The 14,795-nt window shown below is 35.6% G+C and carries 12 protein-coding genes; 8 read left to right on the top strand and 4 right to left on the bottom strand.

What is annotated here, in order from left to right:
* The first annotated feature begins 71 nt into the window (after window positions 1-71).
* The 5 genes from GTR01_RS16255 to GTR01_RS16235 all read left to right on the top strand — a co-directional run bounded on the left by GTR01_RS16255 (window position 72) and on the right by GTR01_RS16235 (window position 4,969).
* The gene (locus GTR01_RS16255) at window positions 72-2,213 is read left to right on the top strand and encodes a M3 family metallopeptidase (protein ID WP_160138857.1); all 2,142 of its coding nucleotides are present in this window, start codon (window positions 72-74) and stop codon (window positions 2,211-2,213) included.
* Between the two features lie 66 nt (window positions 2,214-2,279).
* Entirely contained in the window at window positions 2,280-3,053 is a 774-nt protein-coding gene (locus tag GTR01_RS16250; RefSeq protein WP_160138856.1) for a hypothetical protein, read from the top strand.
* Between the two features lie 2 nt (window positions 3,054-3,055).
* Window positions 3,056-3,487 carry a hypothetical protein gene (locus GTR01_RS16245; protein WP_160138855.1) on the top strand — a complete coding sequence of 144 codons (432 nt, stop codon included), beginning with the start codon at window positions 3,056-3,058 and terminating at the stop codon, window positions 3,485-3,487.
* A 506-nt stretch (window positions 3,488-3,993) separates the two neighbouring features.
* On the top strand, window positions 3,994-4,371 hold the full coding sequence (locus GTR01_RS16240; RefSeq protein ID WP_160138854.1) for a YchJ family protein: 378 nt from the start codon (window positions 3,994-3,996) through the stop codon (window positions 4,369-4,371).
* Window positions 4,372-4,375: 4 nt separating this feature from the next.
* Complete coding sequence (locus GTR01_RS16235) at window positions 4,376-4,969, top strand: hypothetical protein (RefSeq protein WP_160138853.1); 594 nt, start codon at window positions 4,376-4,378, stop codon at window positions 4,967-4,969.
* A 196-nt stretch (window positions 4,970-5,165) separates the two neighbouring features.
* Here GTR01_RS16235 and GTR01_RS16230 read toward each other — a convergent pair whose 3' ends face one another.
* Together GTR01_RS16230 and GTR01_RS16225 are read right to left on the bottom strand one after the other, a co-directional pair.
* A complete protein-coding gene (locus GTR01_RS16230; protein WP_160138852.1) occupies window positions 5,166-5,666 on the bottom strand; it encodes a peptidylprolyl isomerase in 501 nt (166 codons plus the stop codon).
* Window positions 5,667-5,901: 235 nt separating this feature from the next.
* Complete coding sequence (locus tag GTR01_RS16225) at window positions 5,902-6,153, bottom strand: VF530 family DNA-binding protein (protein WP_160138851.1); 252 nt, start codon at window positions 6,151-6,153, stop codon at window positions 5,902-5,904.
* Between the two features lie 119 nt (window positions 6,154-6,272).
* On the opposite strand from GTR01_RS16225, the gene GTR01_RS24520 reads away from it, so the two are divergent.
* From GTR01_RS24520 to GTR01_RS16215, 3 genes are all read left to right on the top strand, one after another.
* Entirely contained in the window at window positions 6,273-6,425 is a 153-nt protein-coding gene (locus GTR01_RS24520) for a hypothetical protein (protein WP_185155139.1), read from the top strand.
* A 126-nt stretch (window positions 6,426-6,551) separates the two neighbouring features.
* Entirely contained in the window at window positions 6,552-7,757 is a 1,206-nt protein-coding gene (locus GTR01_RS16220; RefSeq protein WP_160138850.1) for an exonuclease SbcCD subunit D, read from the top strand.
* 3 nt (window positions 7,758-7,760) lie between these two features.
* Complete coding sequence (locus GTR01_RS16215) at window positions 7,761-10,796, top strand: AAA family ATPase (RefSeq protein ID WP_160138849.1); 3,036 nt, start codon at window positions 7,761-7,763, stop codon at window positions 10,794-10,796.
* Window positions 10,797-10,873: 77 nt separating this feature from the next.
* Here GTR01_RS16215 and GTR01_RS16210 read toward each other — a convergent pair whose 3' ends face one another.
* Both GTR01_RS16210 and GTR01_RS16205 read right to left on the bottom strand, forming a co-directional pair.
* Window positions 10,874-11,899 carry an LLM class flavin-dependent oxidoreductase gene (locus GTR01_RS16210; RefSeq protein ID WP_160138848.1) on the bottom strand — a complete coding sequence of 342 codons (1,026 nt, stop codon included), beginning with the start codon at window positions 11,897-11,899 and terminating at the stop codon, window positions 10,874-10,876.
* Between the two features lie 468 nt (window positions 11,900-12,367).
* Window positions 12,368-14,506: a S9 family peptidase gene (locus GTR01_RS16205; RefSeq protein ID WP_160138847.1), complete on the bottom strand. Its 2,139-nt coding sequence runs from the start codon at window positions 14,504-14,506 to the stop codon at window positions 12,368-12,370.
* Between the last annotated feature and the right edge of the window lie 289 nt (window positions 14,507-14,795).

Genomic DNA, 14,795 nt, shown 5'->3' with positions numbered 1-14,795 from the left:
AATACATTAGTCAAAATATCCTCTGTAAAGCAAGTTTTTAATATCTTTAGGGTTTAATAACAACTATATTTATGAAGAATATTTCATCGGTATTATTAATTTCTGCCTTGGCGTTCAATCAATCTTGTACTACAATGAAACAGACCGATACACAACAGGAACTTCCGGCTCCTGATCCATCTTTATCTTCAAATCCTTTTATGAAGAAGAGCAAGCTTCAGTATGAAGCTCCAGAGTTTGACAAAATTAAAAACGAACATTTTAAACCGGCTTTTGATTTCGGATTAAAGCAACATGCTGCCGAAATTGAAAAGATAGCCAATAACCCAGCCGCTCCAACGTTTGAAAACACCATCGTTGCCCTGGAAAAAAGTGGTGAGGTGCTGAGAAGAGCACAAATTGTATTTTCGAATCTGACAAGTGCCAATACCAACCCTATTCTACAGGCTTTGGATGAAGAATATGCTCCTATTTTTGCCGCACATTCTGATAAAATGTACCTGAATGAAAATCTTTATAAAAGAATTAAATCCATCAAAGAAGACGGTCTTGATTCTGAAAGCAAGAGATTGGTTCAGTACTATAAACAAAACTTTGAAATTGCAGGAGCGAACCTTTCTGCAGCAGATAAAGAAACATTAAAGCAGATCAATCAGGAACTGGCTTCTCTTTCTACCCAATACGCTAACAAATTATTGGAAGCAAGAAAACAAGGTGGTGTATTCTTTGCTGATGCAAAGGAATTGGACGGACTTTCTGCAGACGAAATTGCAGCGGCAGCGGCTGATGCTAAAACTGCAGGACAACCAGGTAAATATCTTCTTGCTCTACAAAATACGACTCAACAGCCTCTTCTACAAAACCTGAAAAACAGAGCTACCAGAGAAAAACTATTCAAAGCTTCCTGGACAAGAGCTGAAAAAGGAGATGCTAATGATACCAGAGAAACAATTGAAAAACTGGCTAAAATCAGATTGAAGAAAGCTCAGATTCTTGGCAAAAAGAATTTCGCTGAATGGAAACTTCAGGATCAGATGGCGAAAACCCCTGAAGCGGCTACTAAATTGATGAACCAAGTGGCTACACCTGCTGTAGAAACAGCAAGACGTGAAGCTAAAGACATCCAGGATCTTATTGATCAGCAAAAAGGAGGTTTCAAAGTAGAACCTTGGGACTGGAATTTCTATGCTGAGCAAGTAAGAAAAGCTAAATTTGATCTTGATGAGAGTGAAATCAAACCTTATTTTGAAATCACAACTGTTTTAGAAAAAGGAGTTTTCTTCGCTGCTGAAAAATTCTATGGATTGACTTTCAAAAAGAGAACTGACCTTCCGGTGTATCACCCGGATGTAGTGACTTATGAAGTCTTCGATCACGATGGAAAATCTATTGCCATCTATTATCTGGATTTCTATACGAGAGATTCTAAAAATGGAGGAGCCTGGATGAGCAACTTTGTAGAACAGTCTTATCTTATGGGAACAAAACCTGTAATTGTAAACTGCTACAATTATCAAAAGCCTGCTCCTGGAAAACCATCATTAATCAGCTTTGATGATGTTTCAACCATCTTCCATGAGTTTGGACACTCTATCCACGGAATGTTTGCAAGCCAGAAATATCCATCTCTTTCCGGAACGAATGTACCAAGAGATTTTGTGGAATTCCCTTCTCAGATTAACGAACACTGGGCACTGGATCCAATCGTAATCAAGAACTATGCAGTTCATTATGAAACCAAACAACCGATTCCGCAGGCTCTAGTAGATAAAATTAAAAAAGCTGCTACCTTCAATCAAGGGTATATGACTACAGAACTAATTTCTGCAGCAGCTTTAGATATGGACTGGCATTCTGTAACCAATGAAAACCAGTTTATTCCTGTTTTGGATTTTGAAAAACAATCTTTAGCAAACCACGGATTTACTTTAGCTACTGTTCCGCCAAGATACCATACTCCTTATTTTGCACACATTTGGGGTGGTGGATATTCAGCAGGATATTATGCTTACCTATGGTCTGAAACATTGGATAACGACGCATGGGAATGGATCAGCAAGAATGGTGGATTAACCAGAGAAAATGGTGACCGTTTCAGAAAATACATTCTTTCTGTAGGAAATTCTGTAGATCTTAACCAGGCATTCAGAGATTTCACAGGGCATGATCCGGATATCAAGCCTTTATTAAGAAACAGAGGATTTATTAAATAATACTCTATGATATTCAATACAGGTATAAAAGTATTGTCCTCATTAATTATTCTGACTTGCTTCTCAATGAAAAACAAAAGATTTGAAGGCAAGTCAGATTCTTTTTTTCAAAAAAATTCTGATACGATTCCCAATAAAGAATGGGCTGAACTCATTAAGGAAGAAAGAAAATATTGGGATTCTACCTGCACTGCTGAAACAGCAAGAGCTGAGTCTGATATAAAAAAGAACAAACTTGTTTATTTCCATTATTTTGGAATGGTAGATCATTACAGAAGTAATGTAGAAATGAATGAATTGCTGAAGAAATACAATATTGAGGTAGATTCTGCCCTTACATACTGTACAGTTCCCGGAAATCTCCAAAATTGCTACGGGCATGTAATGTCTAAAGAGATCGATCGAAAATTCGGATCCAAATTTATTGACTCATTGAGGCATATCGCAGAAATAGAATATGTAAACAAAAATCTTGATAAGATCTATGATTTTGAAGAATGTGATACCATTTCGAGATATCCACGAAGCAAATCATATACAGCCTTTTTTGAAGATTATAAGATAAACTTCTGGAAAAATGTTCAATATCCTGAAGGTTTTGAATACCGTAAAGACAAAGATCTTTATTCTTCTATATCTGCAGATTTTATTCTCAATAAAAATGGCTCTATCTCAGATATCAATATCAATCTCCGATTCCAAAATAAAAATAACTATAAGTATTCTTCTTACTTTATCAACGAAACTAAAAATTTTATAAAAAAAACAAAATGGGTTCCTGCGACTACCCTGGGAATAACAGTAAACAGCAGAGTTCCTTTAACATTTTTCTTTAAATAACCATGAAAAAAATTATTCTAAGCACATTATTACTAGCTTTTGGCTCTATGTATGCTCAAAAGGCGAAAACAAAACCTCAAACCAACAAGATAGATAAACAGCTCGTAGGTATATGGAAAGGCGGTGAAAAAGATCAGCAGATCGCCGGGATGGAAAAACGCTGGGTAATGGATAGAAAGGAAGACGGAACTTTTATCCTGATTTTTACTACTATTCATGATTGTGAAGTCAATCAACACATTGAAAAAGGACAATGGTGGATTGAAAACGGAGAATTTCATGAACTTCATTTCAATTCCGGACAAACAGATACTTATACTTACAAGGTGCTGGATCCAGAGCATGTGAAATTCAATTCAAAACAGCAAACTATGGCAATGGCAACCGATGTTTATAGCTTTGTGGATACAAAGATCGACGAAGATAACCAGTAAAATATAACGAAGCACTCTTAAAAAGAGTGCTTCGTTTTTTGATGATATACTCACCGTTAGATCTGATACAAAGATGTGTAAAAGATATTATAAGTTTTGGCTAAAGCCAATGGATTGTTTAATCATTTAGAACGGGCTAAAGCCCGTTTCTATTGAATATATTCTACCCTATATTCAATTAAAATAAGAAAATGAATATCGTGTTTGGCTTTATGACGCAGGAAGAATCCCGACATAGCAATTCAAAAATTTTAATTTAGATTCCTATGGAATGATAAAGGCATAAAAAAATTTAAGACATAGATTAAATGCTTTTTAATAAATACACTCTTAGTAGCATTAAATTTTATCACAGATAAAATCCCTGCGCCTTAAAAACAGTTTAGGAGATAAATAATTTACGCCATCGCGATCTTCCAGCAACAACATTCAAACAGAAGTAAAAAACCCGATCCGTTTCTATTGATATTCCTTATTTTTGTGGCATAAAATTTTAAATTTAAAAGATGAATTGTCCCTGCTGTTCAGGAAAATCCTACGAAGAATGCTGTAAGCCTTATCATACCGGAGAAAAATATGCTCCTACTGCTGAAGCATTAATGCGTTCCCGATTTTCTGCTTTCGCCATCCCGAATGGTGAATATTTAATGGAAACCACACTTCCGGGAAAACGAAAATATCACAACAAACGGGATCTGCAGGAATGGGGAGAGATCAATGAATGGACAAAATTGGAAATCGTTCAGACTCCAGCTTTAAATCATGTAGAATTTAAGGCTTATTATACAGATCAGGATGGGCATCTGCAAGTTCATCACGAGTTTTCTGTATTCCAGAAAATGCATGAAAGTTGGTATTATGTTTCAGGTGAATTTTTAGATTAATAATATGAAGAAGAACATTATTTACACATTGCTGATCCTGTTTTGCAGTTTCAGTTTTTTCAATGCCCAAACAACTGAGGATAAAAAAGAAATTTCCACGGCTGTAACTGATATATTAAAAGGATTTCAGACCAAAAATGGTGATCTCATGAATAAATATGTGAATGAAACCTATGGGGTTGGTGTCCTTTTTAAAAATGGTGGTGACTTGGGGTTTGTTTTAAATGAAGATGTTGATTTCAGTATGCCGCTAGGACATGTCAAAAAAGCATGGAATATCAGAAATCAGTTTCCAATACAATTCGACCAGCATTCCGGATATGATTTAAAAAATAAGAAATGGTCGAAAGAAGGATTATTTGTTCAGTTCAATTCTAATGTAGTCAATGATTATGCTGACAAGTTTTCAGAACTATACGCTGTAAAGGATCAGACTATTTTTAAGATCAATTCCAATCCTAAAAATGTTGTTTTTGTAACACTTGCTGAGAACAGTAAAGAAAAGGCTCCTATTAACGGATTTAGCTTTGTGATGACTAAACTTGAAGGAAAATGGTTTCTTACGTTTATTGATGTGACGGAGTATGATGCGGAATAAGAGTGAGAGAAAAACTATCTCGTCAAATCCGTTGATTTTATAACCCTCCAGCGGAGGGAATAACAAGTATTCTATTGATCTTAGCATATAAAACAAAATAACCAGCAGAGCGTTCTACTGGTTATTTTTATATTGTCTTACAATCTATTTGTAGTACAAAAAAATGTCCGAAAAAATCGGACATTTATATTATTTCTTAGTGAGCGTCTGTTCCGTCAATTCCGTGAGCGTGACCGTGAGATAGCTCCTCCTCAGTTGCAGGACGAGTGTTTAAAACTTCCACTTGGAAATCTAACACTTTACCAGCCATTGGGTGGTTAAGATCTGCTACTACAGCCTCAGGAGTTACTTCTACTACAAAAGCCTGGAAGTTATTCCCTTGATTGTCTGATAAAGGTAAGATCGCTCCAATTGGAGGAGTTCCTGATTCTTTGAACATTTCAAGTGGCAATTGTGCAATAGCATCAGGCTGTCTTTCTCCGTAAGCTTCTTCAGGCTGAATTACAAAAGCAGATTTATCACCAGCTTTTAAGCCAAGGATATTCTCTTCAAATTTTGGAATCATCATTCCAACACCATACAAAAATGTAAGTGGATTTTCTGCTGTTGTTTCTTCTACAAGAACTTTACTTCCATCTGCTTCGAGAGTGTGAAGGATATACTTTACAGCTACAACGTGATTGTTTTCAATTGTCATATTTTTCTTTTTTTGTCGTAATTTTTTTTACGATTAACGATAATACAAATATACTATTTTTGAAATGATTCGGTAAGTTTGGAAGATGAGAGATGGAAGAAGGAAGTTATGAAAGGCATAAAAAGCTTTTGAAACTCTTTTTCATCCTCTAGAAATTATTTTTATTAATAAAAAAACGGGCAGAAGTCATACGGCTAACAATAACCTCCAGCCTCATGCTTCCAGCATCCAGTCTTTATCTATTTTTCTTCCCTTCGTCTCTTTTCTTCTGTCTCAATACAAAAAGATACAAGCTTTCTACTTTTGCTCTTGCCCAAGGTGTTTTCCTTAAAAACTTTAAAGAAGAGCTTATGCTTGGATTATCTGTAAAGCATTTTATATTGATCTGCTCACCCAGTTTCTCAAATCCCTGGTAATATTCTACCAGTTCTTCAAGGATGGCATCGAGTCTTTTTCCGTGTAACGGATCTTTTGATTTTTCTTCCATAACGCAGTAAAATTAAAACATTTTATCAGACTTACCCACTAAAATTGTTTCCCCTCTTAATCTTTAGTATTTTTGATGAAGCAATTTTTACCCCTAAAAATTATTCGCTGCAAACCATTATGAGCAAAAATAACGACGCTAACAGGAAAAAAAATAAAAAGCAAATTGATCAGAAAAAACGGAAAACACAAAATGCAGAAGCAGAAAGAAAAGCACGTTTAAAACAAATTTATCAAGATTTCAAAGGAAAGGAAAACGACAACAATCTATAAGTTTGGGGTAGAAACAAGTTTCTTTTTATCTAAATATGCTTATTGATACATTAAGGTAAACCGTATTTTTAAAAACACAACTTCTTTTATCTTTAGGCAGTTCCTTTAAACTATGATCAACTTTTTATGAAAATTTTACACACCGCCGACTGGCATTTAGGAAAAAAACTGGATCGCTTTTCCCGACTGGAAGAGCAGGTTTCAGTGATGGAGGAAATCATTGCGATTGCTGATGAAGAACAGGCAGACCTTATTCTTGTCGCCGGTGATCTTTTTGATAATTTTAACCCCGCTGTTGAAGCCGTTGAGCTTTTTTATAAAACACTGAAGCGTTTATCTCAAAACGGGAAACGTCCTGTTATTGCTATTTCAGGAAATCATGACTCTCCGAACCTCATCAATGCTCCCGATCCCTTGGCCCGAGAATGCGGAATTATTTTAATCGGCCATCCCAAAGCAGAAATTATCCCTTTTGGAACGGAGTATTTCAAGATCATTCATTCAAAAGAAGGGTTTATAGAAATGAAAATCAACACTATTGATTTTCCTATTAGATTATTGCATACTCCTTATGCCAACGAAATCCGTCTGAAAGAATATTTGGGAGAAAATAAAGAGGAAGAGATCAACAATGTTCTTTCAAAAACTTGGAAAGATCTTGCAGATCAGTTCTGTGATGAACATGGGATCAATCTTTTAACAGCCCACTTGTACATGAATAAAAAAGGAGCTGATATTTTGGAAGAACCGGAAGGAGAAAAACCAATCAAAATCGGAAATGCCGATCTTATTTTCTCAGACAGTATTCCTGAACAGATCCAATATACAGCTTTAGGACATCTGCATGGCTTTCAGAATATCGGAACAAAGGAGAAACCAGTAATCTATTCATCTTCTCCCCTATGCTACAGCTTTAATGAAGCCGGGCAGACAAAATATATTTCTATCATCGATGCTGAGCCGGGGAAACCTGTTTCTTATGAAAAAAAGGCACTGAAAAGCGGAAGAAGGTTGGTAAGAAAAACCTTTACCTCCGTTGATGAAGCGGTTCTGTGGCTAAGAGAAAATCCGTATACGTTTATTGAATTGACTTTAGAAAGTGAAACTTTTTTAACAGCAGATGAACGCAGGCTGATCTACCAGGCTCATGATGGAATTGTTCATCTTATTCCTAAAGTTAAAAACAAAGAGTCCGGAGAGGAAACTGCTCATGAAATTAATCTAAATCAGGACATAGAAACATTGTTTAAGGATTATTTTAAATCAAAAAATGGTGGCCAGGAGGTCAATGAAGAACTGATGAAATTGTTTAACGAAATTTTAAATGCCTAAGCTATGATTCCTATACAATTAACAGTTGAAGGTTTATATTCTTACCAGGAGCGCCAGACTATAGATTTCAAAAACCTTACAGAAGCTGGTTTATTTGGTATTTTCGGAGCTGTGGGTTCCGGGAAATCATCAGTTCTTGAAGCAATTTCGTTTGCCTTATATGGTGAAACGGAACGTCTGAATATGCGTGATAAAAGAGCATACAATATGATGAACTTAAAATCCAACAGTTCTTATATTGAGTTTGATTTTATTAATTATGAAAATAAAGTTTTCCGTGCGACCAGGGATTTCAGACGAAATTCTAAAAAGTTTGAGGATGTAAAGCCTAATTCTGTAGCTTTCTATGAAAATATTGATGGAAAGTGGATCCCTTTAGAACATTCCAACGCAGAAGCGATTATAGGTTTAAGCTATGCCAATTTCAAAAGAACGATCATTATTCCTCAAGGGCAGTTCAAGGAGTTTCTTGAGCTAGGTGCTGCTGACAGAACCAATATGATGAAGGAGATTTTCAGTCTTCAGCGTTATGATCTGCAGAATAATGTTTCAGCTTTAAATACCAGAAACAGATCCGAATTGGATCAACTTGAAGGCCAACTGAAGGGTTTTGAGGAAATCAGTGAGGAAAAAATTCAGCTTCAGAAAGATCTTTTAGGGGAAGAACAAAAAAAATTGACTCAGGCTAATGAAACATTTGAAAAGATTTCCCAGACTTATCAACAACTGAAAAACTTAAAAACGGATTTTGACAGCTTACTACAAAACCGGGAAAACTTCAACAACCTTTCTGAGCAAAAGCCGCAAATGGATGCACTGGAAACTCAAATAGAACTGTATGATCGTACTTTCAGAGTTTTTAATCCATTGATTATCGAAAAAAACAGGCTTTCAAAAGGAATTACTGAAAAAAGAAATGAGAAAGAAAATCAGATCAAAACTTTACAGACAACAGAAGTTACTTTTAATGCTGTAAAGGAACAACTCCTAACTTTGGAGCCTAAATTTAAAGCTTTGGAACAATCCAGAATACAGGAAAATGATCTGAATCTTATTGTACAGATCCTGAAGTTTTATAAGGAGATTGAAACACTTAATGAGAGAACTCAGAAAGGATCGGAAAAGGTAGCAGAAGTAGAAGCTCAAAAAGAGATTATTCAGAAAAAGATCACTGAGCTTTCTAAAAATATTGATATTTTAAAACAGCAAAAAATTGATCCTGCCCTACTTTCCAAGGTGGGAAACTGGTTTATTCAGCAGAAAAATTTCAAAAAATCCCAGCAGGAACAGATTGAAAAAACAGAAACACATCAGAAACACATTGAACTGATTACTGAGGAACTGAAACCCTTTGCTCTTCAGGATAATTTTAAAGCCGATTTCAATCAAAAGAAAGAGGTTCTGGAAGCAAAGAAAAAAGAACTTTCTCAAAAACTGGATCACCTGAAAATTCAAAAAGAGCTCACCCGTTTTGCCAATGAACTTCATGATGGTGAGGCTTGTCCGCTTTGCGGCGCTCAGGAGCATCCGCATATTGTGGAATTTCATGATGTCAATACCGAGCTACAGGATATTCAGGAGAAGATTAAAGTAATTGAACAGGAAGTTCATCAACTTCAACAGCAGGAAACAGCTGTCGAAAAAATATTGGATAGAAAGAAAATCTTTGAAGAACAACTGATCTCTGAACAAAAAGTTCTTCAACAGATCCAGAAAGATTTGGAAAACCATCTTCAGCAATTTACATGGAAACAGTTCAGCCCGGATCAGGAGGATGATTTTGAGAAAAAAAGATCGGATTCTTTTGCTTTGGAAAAGAAGATTGAAGAAATAGAGAAAACCATTACACTGGAGCGTGAAACCTTGGAAAAGGAAAATAAAGTTCTGGAAAAATATAAAAATGCTTTGGAAACCTTTAAACTGGAAGAAGCTACCAAGCAGAAAGAGATCAACATCAGCCTTTCCCATCTTAAAATCCTGGAATGGGAATCTTATGAGCAAAAAACAGTAACTGAAGTGGAGGAAGTTTATCAGAAATTGAAACAATCCAATACTGAAACGGAACAACTACATCAAAAAGCGTCTCAACAGGAAAAAGACCTTGCACCCAAATTAGCAGAACAAAAAACTATTGTCAGCCAAACTGAAAAGCAGATTGCAAACTTTGAAAAAGAAATTTCAGAGAATCAGCAAACGATTGATAAAGCTTTAAGTGAAAACAATTTCACAATATTTAATGAGGTTGAAAATATCCTGCAGCAGGAGATCAATATTCAGGAAGGAAGAGCTAAAATTCAGCAATTTAAAATTGATTTTGAAACCCTGAAGAAAGTGATTGAAGGATTGGAACTGAAATTGAAAGGACTTTCTTTTGATAGCGACCAGTTTTCACTGACTGAAAGACAGTTTGGAGAGGCTCAGGCTGAACTGAAACAAATCAATGATGCCGTGGTGACCATGATTGCTGAAAAAGACAGACTGGAGAAGGAATACAAGAAAAAAGAAGAACTTCTGAAAGAGTTGACAAAACTTCAGAAACGTTCTGAAAATCTGAAACTGATGATGAATCTATTCAAAGGTGCCGGTTTTGTACAATATGTTTCTTCTATCTATCTGAGACAACTGTGCGATCATGCCAATATCCGGTTCCACAGGATGACAAGAAATCAACTGAGCTTACAGCTTAACGAGAATAATGATTTTGAGATCATCGATTACCTCAACGAAGGCAGAAGCAGAAGTGTAAAAACTCTTTCCGGAGGACAGGCTTTTCAGGTATCTTTAAGTCTTGCTTTAGCATTAGCAGAAAGTGTTCAGTCCAACGCTCAGGCTGATAAAAACTTTTTCTTTATTGATGAAGGTTTTGGAACTCAGGATACCGAATCGGTAAATATTGTATTTGAAACGCTGACCAATCTGATGAAGGAAAACAGAATTGTGGGGATTATCTCTCACGTGGAAGAGCTTAAAGAAAAAATTCCTACAGCACTCAATATTATCAAAGATGAGGAAAGAGGAAGCTTGATTGAGATTGTTTAATCTTAGGTTTTAAAAACATAAAAGTCACAAAGAGTTAAAAAACTTTTGTGACTTTTATTATTAAATTAAACCCGTAATTACAGGTTTTTTACCAATGGTTTTACTTCTTTCCCAAATAGTTCAATAGACTTCATCATGATATCATGAGCTGGATCACCAATATCCATGTGCCCGATAAATCTTGTGATTCCAAAGATTTCCTTCATATAAGCAATTTTGTCTGCTACCTCAGCCGGACTTCCGATGAATAAGGCTCCGTCTTTGCTTCTTCCCCCGTCATACTGCATTTTGGTATAAGGAGCCCAACCTCTGGAAGAGCCTATCCTATCCATTTGAGATTTATAATTGTGGAAATATCCGTCTACCACATTCTGATCATCACTTACAAAAGTATGCGAATGGATCGCAATCTGCATTTTGGACATATCATGCCCTGCTTTTTGATATTCCTGCTTGTAAAATTCAATCAGGTTTTTAAATTGGATTGGCATTCCGCCAATAATTGCAACCACTAATGGCATTCCTAATTGAGCAGCACTTAAAACAGATTGTGGTGTTCCTCCTACAGCTCTCCAAATAGATATTTTACCATCATTTTTTGCTCTTGGATATACGGTCTGATTATTCATTGGAGCACGAAGCTTTCCTGACCAGGTTACATTTTCTTCAGAATTGATTTTCAATAACAAATCCAGTTTTTCATCAAAAAGTTCCTCATAGTCATTTAATGAATAGCCATATAATGGAAATGATTCAATGAAGCTGCCACGTCCCACAAATATTTCGGCTCTCCCGTTGGAGATCAAATCCAATGTTGAAAAGTCTTCATACACTTTTACCGGTTCTGATGAACTCAAAACAGTTACTCCACTTGCTAATTTTATATTTTTGGTAATGCTTGCCGCTGCTGCCAATACAATTTCCGGTGAAGAAACAGCATAATCCGGACGGTGATGCTCTCCCATGGCAAAGACATCTATTCCTACCTCATCCATGAATTTTACCTGCTCCAGAATTTCATGAAGCTTGATTCCTGCATCTCTATATTTCCCTGTTGACTGATCGAAAGCTAAATCTCCGAACATTCCTATTCCTAATTCCATATTGTTGATTTTAGTTACACAAAAATAGAGCTATACAATGTCATTTGCATTGATGTTTGATAAGATCGACACTATACTTTAAAGACTGATAAATCTTTGATGTTGGAGAATGCAAGGGCGCAAAGAAAATTTAATATGATCCTATTTTTAAGGCGTGAGGATTTTATCTGCGATAAAATTGTTTACTGCTGAATAATTGCCACGAATGCACGGATTTTTTAGCATATAAAAAAGCGTATGTTCCTAATATAGTTGAAAATTTTAAAGCCACATGAGGTATAGAATACAGTATCTGATATTAACATTATTAAAATAAATTCGTGCATTCGTGGCAAAAAATCAGCGTAACTTCTACTGAAAATCTTTGATTTTCTTGTGCCTTAAAATAGCATGCCTTTTATTGCCTTTGCGCTCTTGCGTTTTCCAACAACTACAAAAAAAATCCAACCGAACGGCTGGATTTTGTTATTATTTCTTCAGATACAGATCAAAATAATCTGTGATTTTCTGCATCAGGTGAACCCTGTCTTTTCCGATCACATTATGTGGATGTCCCGGATAAGCAAAGTAATCCAATTGAACTCCATTATCTACTGCTGATTTGATGAACTTAATAGAATGTTGCCATACCACTACATCATCTTGCGCTCCATGGATCATTAATAGTTTTCCTTTCAGATTCTGAACTTTATCCAGAAGATTAGCTGTGGCATATCCTTGTGGGTTTTCCTGAGGTGTATCCATATATCTTTCTCCATACATGATCTCATACATACTCCAATCAATTACTGGTCCTCCAGCTACTCCTACTTTGAAAACATCTGGCTTACGAAGCATAAAACTTGTTGTCATAAATCCTCCAAAGCTCCATCCATGGATACCCATTTTATCACCATCTACGTATGGAAGTGATTTTAGATATTCAACGCCTTTCATCTGGTCGTTCATTTCTGTTGTCCCCAGGTTTCTGAAAACAGCCTGTTCGAATTTCATTCCACGATTGGAAGAACCTCTTCCATCCATAGTGAAGATAATATATCCGTTCTGAGCCATGTATTCGTACCAAAGATTTCCGGAAGCCGGGAAGCTATTTGTAATCAGCTGCAGATGCGGCCCATTGTATAAATAAACAATCGTTGGATATTTTTTGTTAGGATCAAAATTTGTTGGCAAGATAATTTTACCATATAACGGTGTTCCATCATCAGCTTTTAATTCTACATTTTTAATTTCAGGTCTCTGATAATTCTTTAATGTATTTTCAGAAGTAAAAATATTGGTAGATTTTAAACTGGATGTATTGATAATATTTCCTACTCTTGGAGTGTTCGCATTACTGTAAGCATCATATAAGTGATTCCCGTCATTGCTCAGAAGTCCAAAGTGCATTCCTGCTTCAGAGTCTAGTCTCTCCATTTTGAAATTCATCCAATTGATTTTATATAAATGTCTTTCTAAAGGAGTTTCTTTAGTAGAAGTAAAGAAAATTTCTTTTTTCTTCTCATTAAATCCTAAAATATCGGTAACCAACCAGTCTCCTTTTGTAATCTGTGCCACCAATCCTTTTTCAAGATTGTAATGGAACAAGTGATTGTATCCTGTTCTCTGGCTTTGCCAGATAAAATCTGTATTTGAATTTGGGAAAAAAGTAAGCGGATGTTGTGGTTCAACATATTTACTGTCTGTTTCTTCAAATAAAGTTTTCACTAATGTTCCTGTAGCAGCATCATATTGGTTCATCTTCATATGATTCTGTCCTCTATTCAATACAGCTACAAAAATATATTTTGAATCCGGGCTCCATGTAACAGCAGTCAAATACTGATCTTTTTCACCATCAACTTTCAGGAAGGTTGTTGTCTGAGTTTTAATATTGAAAACACCTAATGTTACCTGGTGAGACGTTTGTCCAGCCATTGGATATTTGATGTTATGGTTAACAGCTGGCGTTACCGACCAATCAATAATCGGGTAATCTGCTACCATACTCTGATCCATTTTGTAGAATGCAACGCTTTCAGAGTTGGGTGCCGGGAAAATTCCGGTATCAATTCCGAATTCATTTCTGTGAACTGTCTGGCCACTGATGATATTCTCATTAGCTTCATTGGTTACAGCGATGGTTTTCCCATTTTTATTGACAAATAAATTATTCTTTGCGGTGAAAGCAAAAGTCTGTCCATCACCAAACATTTTTACGTTGGCAGCATCAAGATCTATTTTTGCTGAGTTCTTTACTTTCCAATCGTTTCCTGACTTTTCAATCCAGAACATTTTACCATTTGTATTGAAATACCCGTTTGATATTCCTGTAAACTTAATAGCAGGAACAGCCGTAAGTTTACCATCCGTAAACTGTTTGTTCAGCTTTGTAAGAGATACCAGCGTATCTTGCTTATTTGTTTTTAAATCTGTAGTCAAATACCCACCTTTTACAGATTGGATATAGGATTTTCCATCTGCAGACCATGAAAATTGTGAAATATTTTTCACTGCCAGGTTGGTTCTCATTCCATTTACAGCCTCCGCCATCGTAAACTTCTGTGTCTGGGCAAATGCTGAGCTACCCAAAACAAGCATCAATAAAGAAAATTTATGTAATTTCATTGTATAAAATTGAATCCATCAAAAATAAGAAATAAAAACCATCCGTTAAGAAATGTTAAAATAAAACATTCATAAAATGGAATTAATCAATTGATAGAAATTATTTCTTATCTTAATAGTAGAATTTTGTGGTGTTGGTTGGGGAAACGTAAAGACACAAAGTTTGTTTAAAAGAATACATTTTTAAACGTAAGGATTGTATTTGCGAGAATATGAATTGGGAATTTTAAAATGAAAAATAAATCCGTTATTCAAATGAGCTCATTTCATTTCTTATCCTATATCAATG

It is taken from the genome of Chryseobacterium sp. c4a, assembly GCF_009900745.1.
Classification (GTDB): Bacteria; Bacteroidota; Bacteroidia; order Flavobacteriales; family Weeksellaceae; genus Chryseobacterium.
This window is presented reverse-complemented; position numbering and strand designations above follow the sequence as displayed.

Coding starts and splice junctions, on each gene's coding strand:
- GTR01_RS16255 (WP_160138857.1), top strand. CDS start 72: ATGAAGAATATTTCATCGGTATTATTAATTTCTGCCTTGGCGTTCAAT.
- GTR01_RS16250 (WP_160138856.1), top strand. CDS start 2,280: ATGAAAAACAAAAGATTTGAAGGCAAGTCAGATTCTTTTTTTCAAAAA.
- GTR01_RS16245 (WP_160138855.1), top strand. CDS start 3,056: ATGAAAAAAATTATTCTAAGCACATTATTACTAGCTTTTGGCTCTATG.
- GTR01_RS16240 (WP_160138854.1), top strand. CDS start 3,994: ATGAATTGTCCCTGCTGTTCAGGAAAATCCTACGAAGAATGCTGTAAG.
- GTR01_RS16235 (WP_160138853.1), top strand. CDS start 4,376: ATGAAGAAGAACATTATTTACACATTGCTGATCCTGTTTTGCAGTTTC.
- GTR01_RS16230 (WP_160138852.1), bottom strand. CDS start 5,666: ATGACAATTGAAAACAATCACGTTGTAGCTGTAAAGTATATCCTTCAC.
- GTR01_RS16225 (WP_160138851.1), bottom strand. CDS start 6,153: ATGGAAGAAAAATCAAAAGATCCGTTACACGGAAAAAGACTCGATGCC.
- GTR01_RS24520 (WP_185155139.1), top strand. CDS start 6,273: ATGAGCAAAAATAACGACGCTAACAGGAAAAAAAATAAAAAGCAAATT.
- GTR01_RS16220 (WP_160138850.1), top strand. CDS start 6,552: ATGAAAATTTTACACACCGCCGACTGGCATTTAGGAAAAAAACTGGAT.
- GTR01_RS16215 (WP_160138849.1), top strand. CDS start 7,761: ATGATTCCTATACAATTAACAGTTGAAGGTTTATATTCTTACCAGGAG.
- GTR01_RS16210 (WP_160138848.1), bottom strand. CDS start 11,899: ATGGAATTAGGAATAGGAATGTTCGGAGATTTAGCTTTCGATCAGTCA.
- GTR01_RS16205 (WP_160138847.1), bottom strand. CDS start 14,506: ATGAAATTACATAAATTTTCTTTATTGATGCTTGTTTTGGGTAGCTCA.